Source organism: Streptomyces boncukensis (assembly GCF_011045075.1).
Classification (GTDB): Bacteria; Actinomycetota; Actinomycetes; order Streptomycetales; family Streptomycetaceae; genus Streptomyces; species Streptomyces boncukensis.
The window spans coordinates 14,837-33,491 of the sequence record NZ_JAAKZZ010000020.1; the positions used below are offsets into that span (position 1 = coordinate 14,837).

Sequence of the window (18,655 nt, forward strand, 5' to 3'; positions counted from 1 at the left end):
CAATACTCATTGATTCCCGTTGTTCCCGGCTCGTTTCCGGGGTCTTGTGCATCGGATGTGCACCGGCCGGACGATTTCCTGACTTGACGTCAGGATGAACGTGAGGGGCCGCCATCCCTGCCGGAGATGGCGGCCCTCTTTCGGTTGTCTACTGCCAACCGTTCAACGAGACATCGTTCCCACCCGTGAGGTAGTTACGCAGGGCACTTGCGGTGGTCTTCACGAAGTTCTCCGGGATGGTGCCGACGTCGACCCAGCGCACCTGCGCGTGCTTGCGCGGTTCGCGATTCTCGGGTTCGCCCGTCCACACGTGGGCGGCGAAGACGACGGTGAGGAAGCCGTTCGGTGCCTCCACACCCCAGGCGCCGTGGATGATGTGGGCGACCTTCAGGGACTCGGGCTTCACCGTCAGGCCAGTCTCCTCGTACAGCTCTCGGACCGCCGTCTCTGTGATCGGTTCGCCGGGGTCGCTCTTGCCGACGGGGAGGTCCCACATGCCCTGGGCGAACTTGGCGTTCTGGCTGCGCTGGAGAAGGACGACGCGGTTGGTGGCCTTGTCGTGGACGATGACGGCGGCGACCAGCAGGGTCATGGATTCAAGGGTCATGTCCCACGGCGTGGTGTACCCGACCAAGGGTCGGGTACACCACGCCGTGGGACATGACCGCGCCATGCGGCCGGAGGAGGAGTACCGCCCGGCCACCGAGCAGGAGTGGACCGAGTTCGAGGAGCACTTCGACAAGCGCAAGGTCGAGCTCGGCTCCTGCGGGCGTCCGTATGGGACAGACTGCCCGCATGAGCACGCCTGCCTGAGATGCGCCCAGCTGCATGTCAACCCGAAGATGCTGCCCCGTTTGGACGAGTTGGAGGCAGATCTGGAGGAGCGGCGGAAACGCGCCGAGTCCGAGGGCTGGCTGGGCGAGATCGAGGGGGTTGACCGGACCCTTCAGTGCCTGCGTGACAAGCGGGCTGACGCGTTGAGGCTGACGCGCATCACCCGCGAGGTCAACCTCGGCATGCCGACCGTCGCAGCACCGCGATAAGGCCCAGTCCGGCTGGATCGCCACTGAACCCACGGCGGGTGGCGATCCAGCCGACGGCGCTGACGAACGCGTTCTATGCGGCAGATGAGGATGTTTGACTGTGGTCGGAATCAGCGGGTGCCAACTGCGTCCGCTGGATCGCCACGACATGATTCAATTCCGGTTGGATTCGCCCCAGCCCCGCAGCTGGTCGGTCGAGGTGACAATATGCCGCCGGGGTCGCTTCCGTCACGGCCCCGGTGTTCGGCCACTCACTCGGCCCGGTTGGGTTGATCGGGTGCGCCGCTGATCAGCAGCTGGGCGGTGTGGGCGATGTGGTCGCGCAGCAGTTCCTGCGCGTGGTCAGCGTCGCGCGCGAGAACGGCGTCGAGCAGCGCTCGATGCTCGGCGGCGACGTCGCGGCCGGGTTCGTTGCCCAAGGACACCGACCACTGCCGGTACAGTTCGGCCTCCTGCCGCAACGACCGCGCCGTGTCGAGCAGCCGCTGGTTTCCGCACCCGGCCAGCAGCGCGTGGTGGAAGGCCGCGTGTGCCTGCGACCACTCGTCGGACAGGCGGTCCGAATCCGCCGGGTCGCGGTAGGGCGTGCGTTCCAGAACGTGGTGCGCGGCAACGGCATCGGCCTCCCAGCGCGTGTCGCCTTCCCGCACCGAGAGCCCCAGTACCAGTGCTTCGATCTCCGCCCGCGCTTGCGTCAGCTCGGCCAGATCCTGATGGGACAGCGGCCGCACCAAGTAGCCCTGACGCGGCCTGGCCACCACCAGCCCTTCGGCGACCAGCCTCGTCAGCGCCTCGCGGGTAGCGCCGACGCTCACCTTGTAGCGGTCGGCCAGGTCCGGGAACTTGAGCCGCCCACCCGGCGCCAGCCGGCCCGCAAGGATATCGGCGCGCAACGCCTGGTGGATGCCGTCCGTACGAGTCGCCCCGCTGCTCTTGGTCATGCCACACACCGTAGCACTTTACGAATCACTCTTGTACTTTCGAAAGTTCTGCGTTAGTTTCGAATCTATCCCGCCAAGATCCACCAGCCGCACGAGGAGCCATCGATGCCCGCGAACGACCTTCGACGCCCGACCGTTCTCCGTGCCGGGACGGTCCTCACCATGGATTCCGGCCGCACCGTGCTCGAAGGCCACGACGTGCTCGTGGTCGACGGCCGCATCGCGGCCATCGGTGTCGATCTCGCCGTTCCCGACGGCACGGACGAGATCGACGCCCGCGGCGGCATCGTCATGCCCGGGATGGTCGACACCCACCGGCACATGTGGCAGACCACGACCCGCGGATACGGCGCCGACTGGACACTCACGCAGTACTTCGTGTGGTACTACCTGAACTGGGGCACGAAGTTCCGGCCGGAGGACATCCACGCCGGGAACCTCCTCGGCGCGCTGGAGGCGCTCGACGCCGGGGTCACCACCTGCGTGGACTGGTCCCACGGCCTGCAGACCATCGATCACGCCGACGCCGCGGTCGACGCGCTCGCCTCGGTGCCGGGAAAGTTCTTGCTGGCGTACGGCAACATCCAGGACGCGCCCGCGAACTGGACCGGCACACCCGAATTCCGCAAGTTCTTCGATCGTCGGTCCGGGGATCTCGAAGGCTTCCAGATCGCCTTTGATGTCACCGGCGATCCCAGCTTTCCCGAGCAGCCGGCTTTCGAAGTCGCCCGAGAGCTCGACCTGGCGGTGACCACGCACGCCGGGGTATGGGGCGCGACCGGCGACGACGCCGTCCGCCTGATCCACGAGCACGGCTACGGCGAAGCCAGGACCGTGTACGTGCACGCCTCGACGCTCTCGGCGGACTCCTACGCCCGAATCGCGGCGACCGGCGGATCGGTGTCGGTGTCCACGGAAAGCGAGCAGAGCGCCGGGCAGGGCTATCCCGCGACAGCCGCCCTGCGAGCCCACGGCATCCCGGTGTCGCTGTCGCTGGACAGCTGCGTGCTCTGCAGCGGCGACCTGTTCTCCGCCATGCGCAGCACGCTGGGTGCCGCCCGCGCCTACGAGCACCAAGAGGCACACGCGCGCGGTGAAACCGTCACCCACACCTCCCTGCATGCCGACCAGGTCGTCGAGTGGGCCACGCGAGGCGGAGCACGAGCACTCGGGCGGGACAGCGAGATCGGCAGTGTCCAGGTCGGCAAGAAAGCGGACCTCGTGCTCGTCCGCAATGACGACTCACCGGTGATGACGCCGCTGCTGAACCCGCACGGACACGTCGTCCTGCACGCCCAGCGTGCTGATGTCGACACGGTCCTGGTCGACGGCCGGATCGTGAAGCGCGCGGGCCACCTCATCGGTGTCGACCTGGCCGGTGCACGTCGTGCGGTCGAGACGACGGTCGACTACCTGCGTGCCGAACTCGGTGAGCATGCCTGGCGCGAGGGCATGAACCCGGAGATCCCCGAGACCAAGGTCCTCGACAACCCCTACACCTACACCGACTACCGGTCAGCGGCCACGCACAGCGACCCGATGGCCAAGCGATGAACGTGCAGTGGCGCGTGTTCCCGTCAACGGAAAGGTAAAATCATGAGACTGGCCAATGTGGACGGACGAGCGGTGCTGCTGACCGCCGACGACACCGGGATCGACGTCGACACGGCCTCCGGCGGCAAGTTCGGCCCGGGCCTCGCGTCTGTTTACGAAAACTGGGACGGGTTCCGGGCGTGGGCGGAACAGCCGCCTGCCGGACCCGGCGTCATCTTCACCCGTGCGCGGCTGGGCTCGCCGTCACCGGCCCCGCGGCAGATCGTCGCGATCGGCCTGAACTACGACGCCCACGCCGCCGAGTCCGGTTTCGACGCACCGGGCGGACTTCCCCCGACGTTCACCAAGTTCGTCTCAGCGCTGACCGGACCCGACGCGGAGGTCGTGCTGCCGGTCGGTGGCGACGTGGACTGGGAGGTGGAACTCGTCGCCGTCATCGGCCGGACCGCCAGCCACATCGCGGAATCCGAGGCGTGGGACCACGTCGCCGGGGTGACGATCGGGCAGGACCTCTCCGAGCGTGTCTCGCAACTGGCCGGTTCCGCCCCGCAGTTCAGCCTGGGAAAGTCATTCCCGAACTTCGCGCCGGTCGGGCCGTGGCTGGTCACGCCGGACGACCTGGCGAACCAGGACGACCTGGCGCTCGGCTGCGCGGTCGACGGCGAGACGGTGCAGGACGGCCGCACCCGTGAGCTGATCTTCCCGGTCGCCAGGCTGGTTTCCGAGCTGTCGCGAACCATCACCTTGTTTCCGGGCGATCTCGTCTTCACCGGGACTCCGGCGGGCGTGGGCATGGGCCGCACGCCGAAACGGTTCTTGCGGCCCGGTGAACAACTCGTCAGCTGGATCGAAGGCATCGGTGAGATGCGCCAGACATTCGTCACCGCACAGGAGGACTGACATGGGCATGCACCGCCTTACCCGGGTCACGATGGGTGTCCCGAACGTCGCGGAAACCATCGCCTACTACGCCGATTTCGGCCTCACCCACCTCGGCGACGGGGCCTTCAGCACTCGCGAAGGCGGCGAGCAGCTGCGGGTCCGGCACGCCGCATCCCGGCGGGTACTCGAACTCGGGGTGGGGGTCGACGATGTCGACGACGTCGCGCGGACCGCGTCGCGGCTGGACCGCCTCGGCGTAGCCGACGGCACGGACGGCACCGCGGTCACCGCGATCGAGCCGGTTTCCGGCTTCACCGTCCGCGTCGAGATCGCGCCGAGGATCGTACAGCAGCCCGTCCCGGCCACCCCCTACAACGGGCCCGGCCGCATCGAGCGGTTCGGCCGCGCGCCCGGTGTGTTGCGCGAGGACCCGATCCAGCCCAGGAAACTCGGGCACTGCGTGGTGGGCACGACCGATCTCGAAGCCACCATGAGGTTCTTCACCGAGGGACTCGGCTTCAAGGCCAGTGACTACATCGGGGACAAAGGCGCCTTCATGCGCTGCTCAGTCGATCACCACAACGTGCTGGCGCTCGCGGCGCCGGTGAACTTCCTGCACCACACGTCCTGGCAGGTCGACGATATCGACGATGTCGGACGCGGTGCGGCGGCGATGCTGGCGGGCAATCCCGACCGGCATGTCTGGGGCCTCGGCAGGCACCACGCGGGATCCAACTTCTTCTGGTACCTCAAGGATCCGGCGGGGAACTTCAGCGAGTACTACGCCGACATGGACTGCATCCCCGAGGACGAGATCTGGACCCCGGAGGTCTTCGAGGACGTACAGGGCCTGTTCAGCTGGGGCCCGCCACCGCCACCGTCGTTCCTGGAGCCGGACGACCTCGCCGCGCTGATGACCGGACAGCACGCTCCCTCCCGGTGATCGCGGCCGGGCCGGGAGACTGTCGCTTGTGGACGGTAACAGTCGGCCGTTGAGATGACCTGTCGCCGGAAAATCGAGAAAAGACATGAGGCGCCGGACATCCCGCGCCTGTTCGAAAAGGAGAAGTGGTGTCAGTGGAATTGTACGTCCCCCAGATCCCAGACAACCTGAACATCCGATTCGTCGAAAACCGCATCGTCATCAATCGCCCGGCACAGGAGGTGTACGACTGGGTGACCACCTGGTCGAACCTGCCGAAGTGGCTGCCGATGGCCGTCGGTACCGAGGTGCGGCACGGCACGGAGGGCGTCCCCGCCGAAATGGGCGACGTGCTGCTCGAGACCATCCAGCCGGAGCTGAACGAGAAGCCGAAGCTCTACACCGTGGTGGCGCGGGTCCCCGGCAAGCTGTGGACGGTGGTCGGCAGGGACGTGCTCGACGACGGCTCCCTGGCCCCGGCGATGCACGCGATCGCCACCTTCACCACGTTCGACCTCGGTGACGGGACGACCCTGTTCTGCCGGCTGTTCGAGCGGCTGATCCCGGACACCGAGCCGCCCGGCCCGCACCCGGTCGAAGACCCGGCACGAATCCAGCCCGGCCTGGAACTGATCAAGGCACACGTCGAGGGCACAGCCGGATAACCTCGGCTATTGGTCGGCTTGCGCGTGTCCGTAGTCATGTAACCGGTTGTGTCGTAACCATTCTCGCGGCCGCAGGGGCCTTGACCCCGGATCTTGGACACACGAGACACTGGATCTTGCTGCCCGGATACGGTCCGTGCACCGCGAGTCGGACGGTACCTACGGCGTCCCCAGGATCACCGCCGAGCTCCGCGAGAACGGTGAGTGCGTCAACCACAAGCGGGTCGCGCGCGTGATGCGGAGCATCGGCCTGGCCGGGGTGCGGCTGCGGCGCAGGCACCGCACCACCGTCGCCGACCCGGCTGCGGCGAAGGCCCCGGACCTGATCGGCCGCGACTTCACCGCGAGTGGGGTGAACACGAAGTACGTCGGCGACATCACCTGCCTTCCCCTGGAGAGCGGAGAGTTTCCTCTACCTGGCCACCGTCATCGACCTCGCCTCACGTCGTCTGACCGGCTGGGCGATCGCGGACCACATGCGCACCGATCTCGTCATCGACGCCCTGGCCGCCGCCGAACGCACGCGCGGCAGCCTCGCCGGAGCAGTCATACACACCGATCACGGCGCCCAGTACACCAGTCAGGCATTCGCCGACGCCTGCCGCCGAGCCGGCGTCCGCCAGTCCCTGAGCGCGATCGGCAGCTCGGCCACAAGCCCGCAGCAGAGCCACGATCTCCGCATCGCCGGCCCTGGGTGAACAGGCCGCGCAGCCGGTTGGAGAGGCGAATGGCCTCGGCGGCGAGGTCGGCCGGTGGCCTCGTAGGCGGCCAGGACCGATTCGGCGGCGCTGGTGCGGGCAATCATGTCGGTGTTCACCGGGATTCCTCCGGGGCCTCGGGGGCGGGCGGTGATCGGACCTGCCGCGGTCAGGATCGTCGCACCTCAAGATCAGGTGTGAGGCGTCTTAGGAAGGCCGGACCGGTCCGTAGGGCCACGGGGGTGAGGCGTCACGGTGGTGCTCTCGGTTGCGTTGCCGTGTGCCGGGTTCACGGAAGGGCTTTGAGTCGCTCTATGTGATCCTCGCCCCATTGGCCGAGGGGGATAAGAGCGGTAAGGAGCGAGTGACCGAACTCGGTCAGCGAGTACTCCACCTTCGGTGGCACCTGGTGATGGACCTCGCGGTGCACCAAGCCACTGGCCTCCAGCTCCCGCAGCTGCAGGATCAGCATCCGCTCGCTGATCCCGGCCACCGTCCGGCGCAACTCGCCGAAGCGCAGCGGCCCCTCACCGAGCCAGAACAGGATCAGCCCCTTCCACTTCCCTCCCATGACGTCGATGGCAGCGTCTAGTCCGCAGGTATAGCTCCGCTTCCGCACAGCACTTCCCCTAACAAAACTGTGGGTACCGCACAGAATTGTAGGTACTTGAAGAACTGTTGGTGCCACCGCAGCATGGATCAGGCGTCAAGCCGCGCGGGCAGCCGCTCCGCGCCACGCCACCGGACGCTGCAGATGAATCAACATCAGGCAGGAGCAAGCGTATGAATGGGCACCACCGCTCTCCCGTGACCGTCGTCGGCCTGGGCTCGATGGGCAGCGCATTGGCTGAGGCATTCATTGATGCCGGATACCGGACCACCGTCTGGAACAGGACAGCGCAGAAGGCCGCGCCGCTGGTGTCCAAGGGCGCCGTTCATGCGCAGACCATGGAGGAGGCAGTCGCAGCGAGTCCCCTGATCATCACGTGCCTGACCACATACGAGAGCACCACCGAGGCCCTGGAACCTGCCACGGCCACGCTCACGGGCCGGGCCCTCGTGTGCCTGAACAGCGGTTCGCCGGCCGGCGCCCGGCAGATGGCCGACTGGACGCGCGGGCACGGCGCACGGTACCTCGACGGAGCGATCAAGAACGTGCCGTCCGCCGTCGGAGCTGAGGACACCCTCCTGTACTACGGCGGCGACAACACCGTCTTCGACGAGTTCGCGTCGGCGCTGCACGTGCTGGGCGGCGACACCGTCTACCTCGGTGCCGACGCCGATCTCGCTGCCCTGTACGAGATGGCGGTGGGCGGAACCCTGCTGCCCGCGCTCGTCGGCTTCTTCCAGGGCGCCGCAGCGGTGCAGGCGCGGGGCCTGCAAGTGTCGTCAATGGTGCGATTCAGCACCAAGTGGTTCGAGATGATCAACTCGGTGCTGCCGGTCTTCGCAGAAGAGATTGACCGCGGCGACTACAGCAAGCCCGCGTCCTCGGTCAGTCTGTTCCTGGCCGGAGCCGCCTATGACCAGGAATTCGGCAAGGAAGCCAACCTCGACGTGGAGTGGCACAAGCCCTTCCACGATCTGCTGAAGCGAGCCGTCGACGCCGGCCACGGCGACCACAGCATCTCCGCCCTGACGGAGATGCTCAAGAAACCGGTGCCGACCGCATAACCCGGGACCGCACACTCCTGCGGAGGAAAGGCATCCACGGCGCGGCCACCCGAGTTCCGGGACAGCCCTGGGGCCCCACACAACGCCAGGTCTCAGAGTGGAGGCCGCCGCTCTGGGCGGGCGGCGGCCCTCCCTCGCCGGCTTCTGCGCGGGAGTTGGGATCTCGCCGACTCCGCGGGGCTCCTCAGATCTTGTAGGAGTAGACCTTGCAGTCCCCGCAGCCCTTGTGGTAGCCCTTCAGGATCGTCCCGTGGTCACGGTCGCTCTGGCTGATCGACGCGTTCCCTCGTCGGCGTGCGGCTGCTGTACAGCCTGACCGGGGAGGCCCCCAACGGGCTGCTGCTGACCGGCGACGGCCAGCAGGCCGTCTACCCGGGCGGCTTCCGGCTGTCGGACGCCGGGATCGACATCCGGGGCGACCGCTCCCAGGTGCTGCGGGTCAACTACCGGAACCGCAAGGAGATCCTGGACGCCGCCCTGGACGTCGTTGCGGATCACTCCTTCGAGGACATCGACGGGCTGCGCACCCCCGGCCGCAGGGACGTCGATCTGACGTACCACGACGGCCAGGTGGTACGCGTGGTCCGACCGGACACCGCCGAGCACGATCGCGCGCTCGTAGCGGACCTGCGCACCCTGACTCCGGGCGAGCGCGCCGACTCCGCCGTACTGTGCCCCTCCAAGAAGGCCATCACCCACTACCAGTCCGTGCCGAGCAGGGCGGATGTGCCGGTGTGCGCCCTGGAGCAGTACGACAGCAACCCCGTCGACGCGGTCAAGCTCGGTACCTGCCACAGGGCGAAAGGGCTTGAGTTCAAACGCGTGTACCTGCCCCGGTACGACGCCGGTGCGCCGGTGCGGCCGGGTGGCGCTCCGTCGGGGGCCGACGCGGAGGCGCGCGGGACGGTGCGCGAACGCGAGGAGCTCTACCGCAGCCAGCTCTTCGTCGCGATGACCCGGGCCCGCGACGTGCTGTGGCTGGGCGCGGTGCGGGGTGGGCAGGGGTGCGAGGAGTGACGCGGAGAGCCCGCTGAGAGGACGAGCAGACGTGGATGTGTACGAAGCTGTGGACACCCGCCGGGCGGTACGGGCGTTCAGCGGCGAGCCGGTGGCCAGAGAGACGCTCGAACGCGTGCTGGCGGCCGCCGGGCGGGCTCCGTCGAGCGGGAACCTCCAGCCGTGGCAGGTGTACGTGGTGACCGGCGAGCCGCTGGCCGAGCTGAAGCGGCGCGCGACGGCCAGGGCGCTGGCGGGGGACCCGGGCGACGAGCGGGAGTATCCGATGTACCCGGCCGACCTGGCCGCGGTGTATCAGGACCGTTTCTCCGCCGCGGCGGCGCAGCGGTACCGCGCGCTGGGGATCGAGCGCGACGACCCCGACAGGCCCAGGAGGATCGCCGCCTTGAACACGGAGGCGTTCGGGGCGCCGGTCGTGCTCTTCTGCTACCTCGACCGGAGGATGGGGCCCGGACAGTGGGGGGACGCGGGGATGTACCTGCAGACGGTCATGCTCCTGCTGCGCGCCGAGGGGCTGCACAGCTGCCCCCAGGTGATGTGGACCATGTACCGCAGGAGCGTCAGCCGGGCCGTCGGGGCCGGCGACGGGCTCGTCCTGTTCTGCGGTGTCGCGGTGGGGTACGAGCGGGAGGGCGCGCCCCGGCTGCTGCGTACCGGTCGGGCGGCCATGGACGAGACGGTGCGCTTCCTCGGAGCGTGACCGCCGCTTCCGCGGGAGGCAACGATGGGCTTGCTGTGGTGTCACGATGGCGTCCCCGGCGTACGTGTGCCGCCGCTCATGGTGTGGGATAGCGGGAGCACGACAAGGAGTGAGGGGGAACCGTGGCGCGAACCAGAGCGCAGAGCGTGCGGAGGATGGCTTCGGCCGTGGCCTCCGGTGCCGATCCCCGGCAGGTGGCCGAGGAGGAGGTCCGCCGGCGCACCGGGCGTACCGGTGGCAGGCGGGATGCCGGGGCCGGGGAGGAGGCACCGGGGGAGTCCGGCGCGCGGGCGCAGGAGCCGCACGCCGAGGGCATGGACCCCGCTGACTTCCCGGCGGCCCGGGAGCAGGGCGGCTCCATCGCCACCGTGATGGAGCAGCAGACCGTGGCGCTCGACGAGGCCGGTGAGGCGCTCAACCAGAGCGGGCAGGAGCGCGAGGACGGCGAGCAGGTCCATGTGATCTGCCCGATGGTGCTGCCGAAGGGACGCTCGTTCCTGAGCATGCTCCCGGTGCTCCTGCTGCTGGTGCTGGGCGCCGCGGGCACCGCCGTGGTGGCGGCCCTGGACGACTCCCCGCTGACCAACCCGCTCTTCGGGCTGCACTACTGGGTCATCGCGGTGGGCGCCGTCGCCTTCGTGTGGTGGCGGCAGGGCATGGTGATGGTCCCGGACGGCTGCCAGGCGCTGATCACGCGGTTCGGAAAGCTGGAGAAGGTCGTCGGGCCGGGCCGGGTCATTCTGATCAGCCCGTGGAAGCGGGTGTCGTACATCGTCAACACGACCCGCGAGTACCCGTTCAACGCGCCGGTGCGGGAGGCGCCGACCAAGGGCGGGGTGAAGGCGTCGATCGACCTGTTCATCCAGTTCCGGATCAGCGACCCGACCGAGTTCGTCTACACGCTCGGCGCGGTGCGCGGCTTCGAGGAGAAGCTGAGCAACGCGGTGAGCGAGACCATCCGGAGCCTGATCTACGAGCAGCAGGCCGCCGGGATCTACGACATGGTCGGCGAGGACACCGGACGGCTGCTGGAGCAGCTCAACCAGCAGTTCCGGCCCGCCGTGGAGCTGACCAACGCCAACATCACCCACGCCGAGCCGGCCGACCGCGCGTACCGCATGGACCTGGCCGCGCCGGAGATGGTGCGGATGGCGAAGGAGGCGTACACCCACGAGTACGCGCTGATGCTGCGCAAGGAGCAGGACGAGGGCGATCTGACCAAGGAGCTGGCGACGAGCCACGAGACGCTCTCCGCGATCCAGGCGGAGATCGCCCAGTACCAGGCGCAGATGGACACCGCCGTGGAGCGCGAGACCAACCGCGCCGAGGCCCTGGCCCGGCAGCGCTACGTCCAGGCGGAGTCCGAGGCGAAGGCCAACGCGGCGCTGCTGGAGGCCCAGGCCCTCGACATCCGGGCCGTGACGGCGGCCGAGGCGCCGGAGATCCTGGAGTACCGCTACCAGCAGCAGATCCTCGACTCCCTGGAGCAGGTCGCCGACCATCTGCCGCGCCTGGTCCGGATCGGCGGTACGGCGGACGGCGGCGACGCCGCCGGGGTCGACTTCCTGCGGCTGGCCCGGGAGCTGGTCGGGGAGCGGGGCGGCGAGCTGTTCACCGAGGCCGACATGGCGGCCGTACGCGAGCGGCTCACGGAGGTCGCCGAGCGGATCGCCGCCCGGGAGAGCGAGGTCGGGGCGCTGCTGGAGGCCGACCGGCCCACGGTGCCCGCCGAGGGGCCCGGCGGGACCGGCGTGCCCGCCGGCGGGCGGTTCGCCGCGCCGGACGTCCCCGGCGCCCCTGACGATCCCGGCGCGCCCGGCGTTTCCGGTGTTCCCGGCGTTCCCGACTTCTCTGAGGAGGCCGGAGAGTGAGCAGCACACGTATGAACCGCAGGTCGGTCATCTCCGAGGCGGTGGCCCCCTGGAGCGAGGTCGCCCAGCTGCTGCGCGGCGGCGAGGCGGGCACCCTGATCCCGGTCATCATCCCGCGCCACCGGCGCAGGCTGTGGTGGATGCTGCCGCTGTGGCTGGGCCTGTTCGCGCTGCTGAGCGGTGTGACGCTGGCGGTGCGCGCGTCGGATTCGGACGGCGCCTCCGACATCGCCTACGGGGCGCTCGCCGGGCTCGCCTTCACCCTCGGCGGCCTGCTGCTGGTGCTCGGCGCGCTGTGGTGGTGGCGCTCGTCCATCGTGGAGATCGAGCAGGGTACGCACGGCGTGCTGACCCGGTACGGCGCGGTCACCCGCACCCTGGACGCGGGCCGGCACTATCTGTGGCACCCCTGGTCGCGGGTGGACTTCGTGGTCGACACGGCCACCGAGATCCCGTACTCGGCGCCGGTGATGGCCTGCCCCACCCAGGAGAACGTGCCGCTGCGGTCGATCGAGTTCTTCCTGAAGTTCCGGATCTCCGACGCGGTGCTGTTCGTCCGTACGATCGGCGCGGGCAACTTCGACCTGGTGCTCTCCAGCGCGGTGCAGGACGCCATCCGGCAGCGGGCCCGCCGGGTGCACACCGAGCACGCCTACGACCTGCGCGGCTCGGACGTGGCCGATATGCAGGACCTGCTCAACCACCTGCTGTCCCGCTACGGCGTGCGCATCACCGGCTCCAACATCCCGGACGTCCAGCTGCCCGCCCAGTACCAGCAGCACCTGGCGACCCGGGAGCGGGTCGCCAAGGAGCGCACGGCGTACGAGCAGGAGTGGGGCCTGACCCGCAAGCGCCGGATCGACAGCCTGGGCATGGACATCGAGCGGGCGAAGAAGGTGCGCGACGCGCGCATCGTCGAGGTCAAGGCGGCGCTGAACAAGGCCCGCGAGGAGGTCGCCCAGCTGCTGGAGGAGCAGGAGACCAACGCGCAGCGGGTCCGGTTCGAGATCGAGACGCGGGGCCGCAGCGGGCTGATCGCCGCCGAGAACGAGGCCCGCGCGCAGCGCGCGCTCGCCAAGGCGTACCGGGACAACCGGGCGGTGCTCCAGTACGAACTGGCCCGGCGCCGCCTTGAGGTGGGCGCGGAGCTGGCGGCGAAGGCGCCGCGGCCGGTCGTCGTCCGCACGGACGGGGGCGGCGGCGACAGCTCCGCGCTGTCGACCCTGATCGCCGCCCAGCTCATCCCGCGGATGACGGCGCTGCCTTCGGGGGACGGGCTCCCCTTCGACGACGAGGGCGGCGATCAGGAGGGCGACGAGTAGGAACGACGAGCAGGAAGCGGCAGGCGTGCCCCGGCAGGGCCGCGGGGCTGTCATCGTTCGTCCGGAGTGCCCGGTTCCAGCGGGGGTGCGGAGACGCCCAGGTTGGCGGTGCACTCCGGGTGGGCGATCTCGTGGTCGGGGGCGGGCTCCAGCGCCGTACGGGGGACCAGGAGCCAGGTGAGGAGGGCCCCGGCCGCGCAGAGCGCCGCGCACAGCAGCATGGCCGAGCCGAAGGCGTCGTCGACCGCGCCGGGGGAGGTGTAGGCGTGCTCCGAGAGGCCCACCGCCAGCGGCAGGAGGGCCACGATCAGCAGCTGTGCGGCGCGGGCGGCCGCGTTGTTGACGCCGCTGGCGATCCCGGCGCGGGAGACGTCGACGGAGGCCAGGACCGTGGCCGTGAGCGGGGCGACGAACAGGCTCATGCCCAGTCCCTGGATCAGCACGGCGGGCAGCACATCGGCGGCGTACGAGGTGGCGTCGGGGCTGACGCGGCGGAGCAGAAGCAGGCCGCACGCGGTGATGAGCGGGCCGAGGACGAGCGGCAGCCGGGGCCCGACGCGGGTCGCCAGGGCGCCCGCCGGGGCCGAGAGGAGCAGCATGAGCAGCGTGATCGGGAGGGTCGCCACGCCCGCCTTGAAGGCGCTGTAGCCGGCCGCCGTCTGGAGCTGGACGGGGAGGATGAAGAAGACCCCGCCGATGGCCGCGTACAGGCACAGCGTGACGGCGTTGATCCCCGTGAAGAGGCGCGAGGAGAACACGGCCGGGGGCAGCATCGGGTGCGGGGTGCGGCGCTCCCGCAGCACGAAGGCCGCCGCGCAGGCCACCGCCAGCGCGGCGGAGAGCGCCACGGGCAGCGGGGATGCCCCGGCCGCCGCCTCGATCAGCGCGTACGTCACCCCCGCCAGGCTCAGCGCCGCCAGCGCCGCGCCCCGCGAGTCGAAGGCGCCCGTCGCCGCGGGGTCCCGGCTCTCCGGGACCCTGCGCACGGCGACGAGCAGCACGACGGCGGCCAGCGGCAGGTTGATCAGGAAGATCCAGCGCCAGCCGGGCCCGTCCACCAGCCAGCCGCCCAGGAACGGGCCCGCCGCGCCCGCGACGCCGCCCAGGCCCGACCAGGCGCCGACGGCCTTGGCCCGGTCCTCCTGCCGGAACGTCGACTGCACCAGGGCGAGCGAGCCCGGAGTGAGCAGCGCGCCGCCCACGCCCTGCAGGGCGCGCGCTGCGATGAGCACCGCGCCGTTCGGCGCCGTGGCGCACAGCGCGGAGGCCAGCGCGAACCACACCACTCCGGTCAGGAAGACCCGCCGCCGTCCGAAGCGGTCCCCCAGCCCGCCGCCGAGCAGGATCAGCGCCGTGAGCGTGAGCATGTACGCGTTCACGGTCCACTGGAGCACGTCCAGCGGGGCGCCCAGGTCGCGGCCCAGCCGGGGCAGCGCGATGGCCACGACGGTGCCGTCCAGCAGGGCCATCCCGGAGGCCAGCACGGAGCAGCCCAGCACCCAGCGGCCCCGCGCGGAGGCCAGACGCACCGAGCCCGCTTCCGCGCCCGCTCCCGACGCTTCGTTCGCCGTCATGGGGTGACCCTATGCGGGCCGCGGGGGGCGCCGGACGACCCGGCCCCGCTGTCCCCCGCTCGGCCGGGCCGCTATGCCGCGGGGATCGAGCCGAGCAGCCCGCCGTCGACGACGAGGTCCTGGCCGGTGATGTACGAGGCGTCGGCGGAGGCGAGGAAGGCCACGGCCGACGCCACGTCGGCGGGGCGGCCGAGGCTGCCCAGCGGGACCTCCGCCACGGTGCGGGCCACCGCCTCCGGATCGGAGATCGCCTCCCGGTACATGTCCGTGTCGATGTAGCCGGGGCTGACGGAGTTGACCCGGATGCCGCGGCGGGCGAGATCGGCGCCCAGGGTGCGGGCGAGGTTGTGCGCCGCGGCCTTGCTCGCGGAGTACACCGAAGCGAAGGCCATCCCCCGGTGCAGGGTCCAGGAGGCGTTGATGACGACGGCGGACCCGTCCCGCAGCAGCGGCACCGCCTTGCGGGCCGTGAAGAAGACGCCCTTGACGTTGACGTTCAGGGCCGCGTCGACGTCGGCCTCGGTCAGCTCGTCGGCCGGCTTGAAGACGCCGACGCCCGCGTTGGCGAACACCGCGTCCAGCCCGCCCCGCCAGCTGTCCGTACGGCGCATCAGCGCGTCGAGGTCGTCCGGTACGGACGCGTCGGCGCGGACCGCGAGGAGCCGGTCGGCGGCGTCCAGCCGGGCCGCGGCGGCGTCCAGCCGCGCCTGGTCCCGCCCGGTGATGACGGTGTACGCGCCCTCGTCCAGGAACCGGCGCGCGGCGGCGAGCCCGATGCCGCTGGTGCCGCCGGTGACCAGGACTGTCTTGTTCGTGAATCGGTTCATGCCCACGATCCTGCGGCGGCCCGCCCGGCGCGCGCAGAGTCCGCTGAACCTGGGTGTGACACCACCACCTTCACGCCCGAAGGGCGTCCAGCAGCGCCGTGAGGCGGGGCTCGGTGTCCGTGCCCGCCACCGGGGTGTGCAGCAGCAGCCGGTGGCCCGGCAGGTCCGGCAGCGGCAGCGAGGTGTACTCGAACGTCAGCTCACCGGCCGCCGGGTGCGCCAGCGCCTTGGTGCCCCGCATCGCGGAGCCGACGGGGTGCTCCGCCCAGAGTTCCGCGAACGCCGCACTCGCCGCGCACAGATCGGCGGCCAGCCTGCTGAACTCGGGGTCGTCGGGGTAGCGGGCGGCGTCCGCGCGGAACTGCCCGGCGACGGCGCGCGCCGCGTCCTGCCAGCGGTGCAGCGCCGCGCGGTAGAAGGCGCTGGTGAAGAAGCTGACCAGGCAGTTGTGGTCCTGCTCGCGGTAGCCGAACACCGCGCGCGCCGCGTCGTTGACGGCGGCCAGGTTCCAGTGCCGGTCGAGGACGTAGGCGGGGCGCGGCAGCCAGCCGTCGATCACCCGCCGCAGCTCCCGCGGCACGGGCCGCCCCCCGGGCGCGCCGCCGCCCCCTCCGGCGGGGGAGCGGGGCGGGTTGAGCCCGGCCAGCAGATACAGATGCTCCCGCTCGGCGCCGTCCAGCCGCAGCACCCGGGCGACGGCGTCCAGGACGCCGGCCGAGACGTTGATGTCCCGGCCCTGCTCCAGCCAGGTGTACCAGGACACCCCGACCCCGGCGAGGACCGCCACCTCCTCGCGCCGCAGCCCCGGCCTGCGCCGCCCGCCGCCGGCGGGCATCCCCACGTCGGCCGGGGTCAGCCGGGACCGCCGCGAGCGCAGGAACTCCCGTATCTCGCTGCGGCGCCGCGCCTGTGCTTCCGCGGGGAGCGGGGGTCTCGGGGTGCTCATCCCGCCATGCTAGAGCCGCGGCGGAGCCGCTGTTGGGCAGAGCCCCGCGCGCCTTCGGGCGCTCAGGCGTCCTGCGGGTACCAGCGCAGCTCGACCGTGTTGCCGTCCGGGTCCTGGACGTACAGGGACTCGGCCTCGCCCCGCGCGCCGAAGCGGCCGCCCGGCCCGTCCAGCACGGTGAACGTGCCCGAGTCGATGACCTCCTGCCAGTCCAGCGGCTCCACCGCCAGACAGATGTGGTCCACGTTGGACCCGTCCCGCGGGCGGTCGAGCAGGTCGATGATCGTGGTCGGGCTGACCCGCACCGAGGGGAAGGGCGCCTTCCCCTCCCGCCACTCCTCGACCCGGACCGGCTCCAGGCCGAGCGGCCCGCAGTAGAAGTCCAGCGCGCGCTCGATGTCACGCACGTTGAGGACCAGGTGGTCGAAGTCCGTGACCCGCATGGGCACTCCTCCGTCACGCGTCGCCGTTGCCCCCGTCCGGATGCGAGAGTGCCCCGGTCAGCCCCGCGTTACTCACCAGCAGGCCGCCGTCCACCGGAAGGGTCACCCCGGTGATCCAGCCGGCGTCACGCGACGCCAGGAAGGCGATGGCCGCCGCGATGTCCCCCGGCTCGCCGACCCGCCCCAGCGGGTAGTGCCGCGCGGCGCGCTCCAGCGCGTGCGGGCGCGACTCCCAGGCGGGGGTGCGGACGGTGCCGGGCTCGACGAGGTTGACGCGGACCCCGCGCGGCGCGCAGGAGACCGCCAGGGTGCGGGTGAGGGAGGCGAGGGCCGCCTTGGCCGCGCTGTACGCGTGGTTCCCGAAGTGCCGCTCGGCGTTGACGGAGCCCACGCTGACGATCGCGCCGCGCCCGTCCGGCGCCGCGGCCAGTCGGGGGAGCGCTGCGCGCACGCAGCGCTGCGCGCCGTGCAGGGTGACGTCGATGTCCTCGTACCAGTGGGCGGGGTCGGTCGCCTCGAAGAGCGCGGGGTCGGGGTGGCAGGCGTACGCGTTGTTCACCAGCACGTCCAGGCCGCCGAACGCGTGGACCGCCCGCGCGACCGCCGCCTCGACGGCCGTGTCGTCGGTCACGTCGCAGGCGTACGGCTCCGCCGTGCCGCCCGCCTCGCCGATCCCGGCGGCCGCCCGTTCGGCGCGGGCCGCCTCCCGGTCGGTGACCAGGACGCGTGCGCCCTCCGCCGCGAAGCGGCGCGCCGCCGCCTCGCCGATGCCCTGTCCCGCGCCCGTGACGAGCACGCTGTATCCGTCGAATCGCCGCTGTGCCATCCCGCCATCCTGCGGCACATCCGGTTCACCGTGTACCGGTCGGCGCGGGTCACCTTTCCGCAGCGCATGCCAGCATGGGAGCCATGCCGAAGACCGATGTGCCGACCCCCTGCTGTCCGCCGCTCACCGAACGGCCGCTCAGTGTGGAGGAGTCCCTGCGGACCGCCGCGATGTTCAAGGCCCTCGGCGACCCGGTGCGGCTCCGGCTCTTCTCGCAGATAGCGTCGCACCCGGGCGGGGAGGCGTGCGTGTGCGACATCTCGGATGTGGGCGTCTCCCAGCCGACCGTCAGCCACCATCTGAAGAAGCTGAAGCAGGCGGGGCTGCTGGTGTCCGAGCGCAGGGGGACCTGGGTGTACTACCGGGTGGCCCCGTCCGTACTGGCCGCCCTGGCCCGCAGCTTCGGCGCGTAGCGCTTCCGGGCTGCCCCGGTGTGTGCGTCGCGGGCTGCGGGCGGTCGTCGGCTGGTCGCGCAGTTCCCCGCGCCCCTTCGGGGCACCAACGGAAGGCGCGCACATCAGGGGCGCGGGGAACGGCGCGCTCGGCCACGGCGCAGCCGCACCCTGCGGCGGGCGGAAAGGGGCAGCCCCTTCCCGGTCCCGGCCTACTCCGAGGCCGCGTACCGGGCGATACGGGTCGCCCTCGGCGTCAGACAGCAACTCGCACAGCGGACCGCCTCCGCGCTGGTGTAGAAGAGGCAGCACGTACGCCGCAGATAGCGCAGCCGCCCGGCGACCTGGACGACCTCCC

At 70.8% G+C, this 18,655-nt stretch carries 20 protein-coding genes and 1 pseudogene; 12 read left to right on the forward strand and 9 right to left on the reverse strand.

Going from position 1 to position 18,655, the window contains the following annotated elements:
• Positions 1 to 148: 148 nt before the first annotated feature.
• On the reverse strand, positions 149 to 607 hold the full coding sequence (locus G5C65_RS03785) for an NUDIX domain-containing protein (RefSeq protein WP_241265531.1): 459 nt from the start codon (positions 605 to 607) through the stop codon (positions 149 to 151).
• Here G5C65_RS03785 and G5C65_RS03790 point away from each other — a divergent pair.
• The gene (locus G5C65_RS03790) at positions 606 to 1,043 is read left to right on the forward strand and encodes a hypothetical protein (protein WP_206441200.1); all 438 of its coding nucleotides are present in this window, start codon (positions 606 to 608) and stop codon (positions 1,041 to 1,043) included. The two genes, G5C65_RS03785 and G5C65_RS03790, sit on opposite strands and share 2 nt — an antisense overlap.
• 251 nt (positions 1,044 to 1,294) lie before the next feature.
• Here the strand turns inward: G5C65_RS03790 and G5C65_RS03795 are convergent, their stop codons facing one another.
• On the reverse strand, positions 1,295 to 1,984 hold the full coding sequence (locus tag G5C65_RS03795) for a GntR family transcriptional regulator (protein WP_165297150.1): 690 nt from the start codon (positions 1,982 to 1,984) through the stop codon (positions 1,295 to 1,297).
• A 105-nt stretch (positions 1,985 to 2,089) separates the two neighbouring features.
• On the opposite strand from G5C65_RS03795, the gene G5C65_RS03800 reads away from it, so the two are divergent.
• The 5 genes and pseudogenes from G5C65_RS03800 to G5C65_RS38935 form a co-directional block, all read left to right on the forward strand.
• Positions 2,090 to 3,538 (forward strand): amidohydrolase family protein, encoded by a 1,449-nt coding sequence (locus tag G5C65_RS03800; RefSeq protein WP_165297151.1) that lies wholly within the window; start codon positions 2,090 to 2,092, stop codon positions 3,536 to 3,538.
• 42 nt (positions 3,539 to 3,580) lie between these two features.
• Positions 3,581 to 4,438: a fumarylacetoacetate hydrolase family protein gene (locus tag G5C65_RS03805; RefSeq protein ID WP_165297152.1), complete on the forward strand. Its 858-nt coding sequence runs from the start codon at positions 3,581 to 3,583 to the stop codon at positions 4,436 to 4,438.
• 1 nt (position 4,439) lies between these two features.
• Positions 4,440 to 5,363: a VOC family protein gene (locus tag G5C65_RS03810; protein ID WP_165297153.1), complete on the forward strand. Its 924-nt coding sequence runs from the start codon at positions 4,440 to 4,442 to the stop codon at positions 5,361 to 5,363.
• Positions 5,364 to 5,491: 128 nt separating this feature from the next.
• Positions 5,492 to 6,007: an SRPBCC family protein gene (locus tag G5C65_RS03815; RefSeq protein WP_165297154.1), complete on the forward strand. Its 516-nt coding sequence runs from the start codon at positions 5,492 to 5,494 to the stop codon at positions 6,005 to 6,007.
• Between the two features lie 112 nt (positions 6,008 to 6,119).
• A pseudogene (locus tag G5C65_RS38935) lies at positions 6,120 to 6,657 on the forward strand (IS3 family transposase); the annotation flags it as partial.
• Positions 6,658 to 6,994: 337 nt separating this feature from the next.
• On the opposite strand, the gene G5C65_RS03825 reads toward G5C65_RS38935, so the two are convergent.
• Complete coding sequence (locus G5C65_RS03825; RefSeq protein WP_206441201.1) at positions 6,995 to 7,276, reverse strand: winged helix-turn-helix transcriptional regulator; 282 nt, start codon at positions 7,274 to 7,276, stop codon at positions 6,995 to 6,997.
• Between the two features lie 212 nt (positions 7,277 to 7,488).
• On the opposite strand from G5C65_RS03825, the gene G5C65_RS03830 reads away from it, so the two are divergent.
• From G5C65_RS03830 to G5C65_RS03850, 5 genes are all read left to right on the forward strand, one after another.
• Positions 7,489 to 8,379 (forward strand): NAD(P)-dependent oxidoreductase, encoded by an 891-nt coding sequence (locus G5C65_RS03830; protein WP_165297157.1) that lies wholly within the window; start codon positions 7,489 to 7,491, stop codon positions 8,377 to 8,379.
• Positions 8,380 to 8,673: 294 nt separating this feature from the next.
• Complete coding sequence (locus tag G5C65_RS03835; protein ID WP_165297158.1) at positions 8,674 to 9,396, forward strand: 3'-5' exonuclease; 723 nt, start codon at positions 8,674 to 8,676, stop codon at positions 9,394 to 9,396.
• 31 nt (positions 9,397 to 9,427) lie between these two features.
• Positions 9,428 to 10,096 carry a nitroreductase family protein gene (locus G5C65_RS03840; RefSeq protein WP_165297159.1) on the forward strand — a complete coding sequence of 223 codons (669 nt, stop codon included), beginning with the start codon at positions 9,428 to 9,430 and terminating at the stop codon, positions 10,094 to 10,096.
• Between the two features lie 155 nt (positions 10,097 to 10,251).
• Positions 10,252 to 11,967, forward strand: a complete 1,716-nt coding sequence (locus G5C65_RS03845; RefSeq protein ID WP_206441202.1) for an SPFH domain-containing protein — start codon at positions 10,252 to 10,254, stop codon at positions 11,965 to 11,967.
• A complete protein-coding gene (locus G5C65_RS03850; RefSeq protein WP_165297161.1) occupies positions 11,964 to 13,289 on the forward strand; it encodes an SPFH domain-containing protein in 1,326 nt (441 codons plus the stop codon). Before G5C65_RS03845 ends, G5C65_RS03850 begins: the two co-directional genes overlap by 4 nt.
• A 50-nt stretch (positions 13,290 to 13,339) precedes the next feature.
• On the opposite strand, the gene G5C65_RS03855 is transcribed toward G5C65_RS03850, so the two are convergent.
• The 5 genes from G5C65_RS03855 to G5C65_RS03875 all read right to left on the reverse strand — a co-directional run bounded on the left by G5C65_RS03855 (position 13,340) and on the right by G5C65_RS03875 (position 17,905).
• Complete coding sequence (locus tag G5C65_RS03855; protein ID WP_165297162.1) at positions 13,340 to 14,863, reverse strand: MFS transporter; 1,524 nt, start codon at positions 14,861 to 14,863, stop codon at positions 13,340 to 13,342.
• Positions 14,864 to 14,934: 71 nt separating this feature from the next.
• Positions 14,935 to 15,690: an SDR family NAD(P)-dependent oxidoreductase gene (locus G5C65_RS03860; RefSeq protein ID WP_165297163.1), complete on the reverse strand. Its 756-nt coding sequence runs from the start codon at positions 15,688 to 15,690 to the stop codon at positions 14,935 to 14,937.
• A 70-nt stretch (positions 15,691 to 15,760) separates the two neighbouring features.
• Entirely contained in the window at positions 15,761 to 16,636 is an 876-nt protein-coding gene (locus G5C65_RS03865; RefSeq protein ID WP_165297164.1) for a helix-turn-helix transcriptional regulator, read from the reverse strand.
• A gap of 62 nt (positions 16,637 to 16,698) precedes the next feature.
• Positions 16,699 to 17,079: a VOC family protein gene (locus tag G5C65_RS03870; RefSeq protein WP_165297165.1), complete on the reverse strand. Its 381-nt coding sequence runs from the start codon at positions 17,077 to 17,079 to the stop codon at positions 16,699 to 16,701.
• Between the two features lie 13 nt (positions 17,080 to 17,092).
• On the reverse strand, positions 17,093 to 17,905 hold the full coding sequence (locus G5C65_RS03875) for a glucose 1-dehydrogenase (protein WP_165297166.1): 813 nt from the start codon (positions 17,903 to 17,905) through the stop codon (positions 17,093 to 17,095).
• Between the two features lie 83 nt (positions 17,906 to 17,988).
• Between G5C65_RS03875 and G5C65_RS03880 the strand changes: the two genes are divergently transcribed.
• Entirely contained in the window at positions 17,989 to 18,318 is a 330-nt protein-coding gene (locus tag G5C65_RS03880) for an ArsR/SmtB family transcription factor (RefSeq protein ID WP_165297167.1), read from the forward strand.
• Positions 18,319 to 18,509: 191 nt separating this feature from the next.
• On the opposite strand, the gene G5C65_RS40670 is transcribed toward G5C65_RS03880, so the two are convergent.
• Complete coding sequence (locus G5C65_RS40670) at positions 18,510 to 18,629, reverse strand: (2Fe-2S)-binding protein (protein WP_420903273.1); 120 nt, start codon at positions 18,627 to 18,629, stop codon at positions 18,510 to 18,512.
• Positions 18,630 to 18,655: the final 26 nt, after the last annotated feature.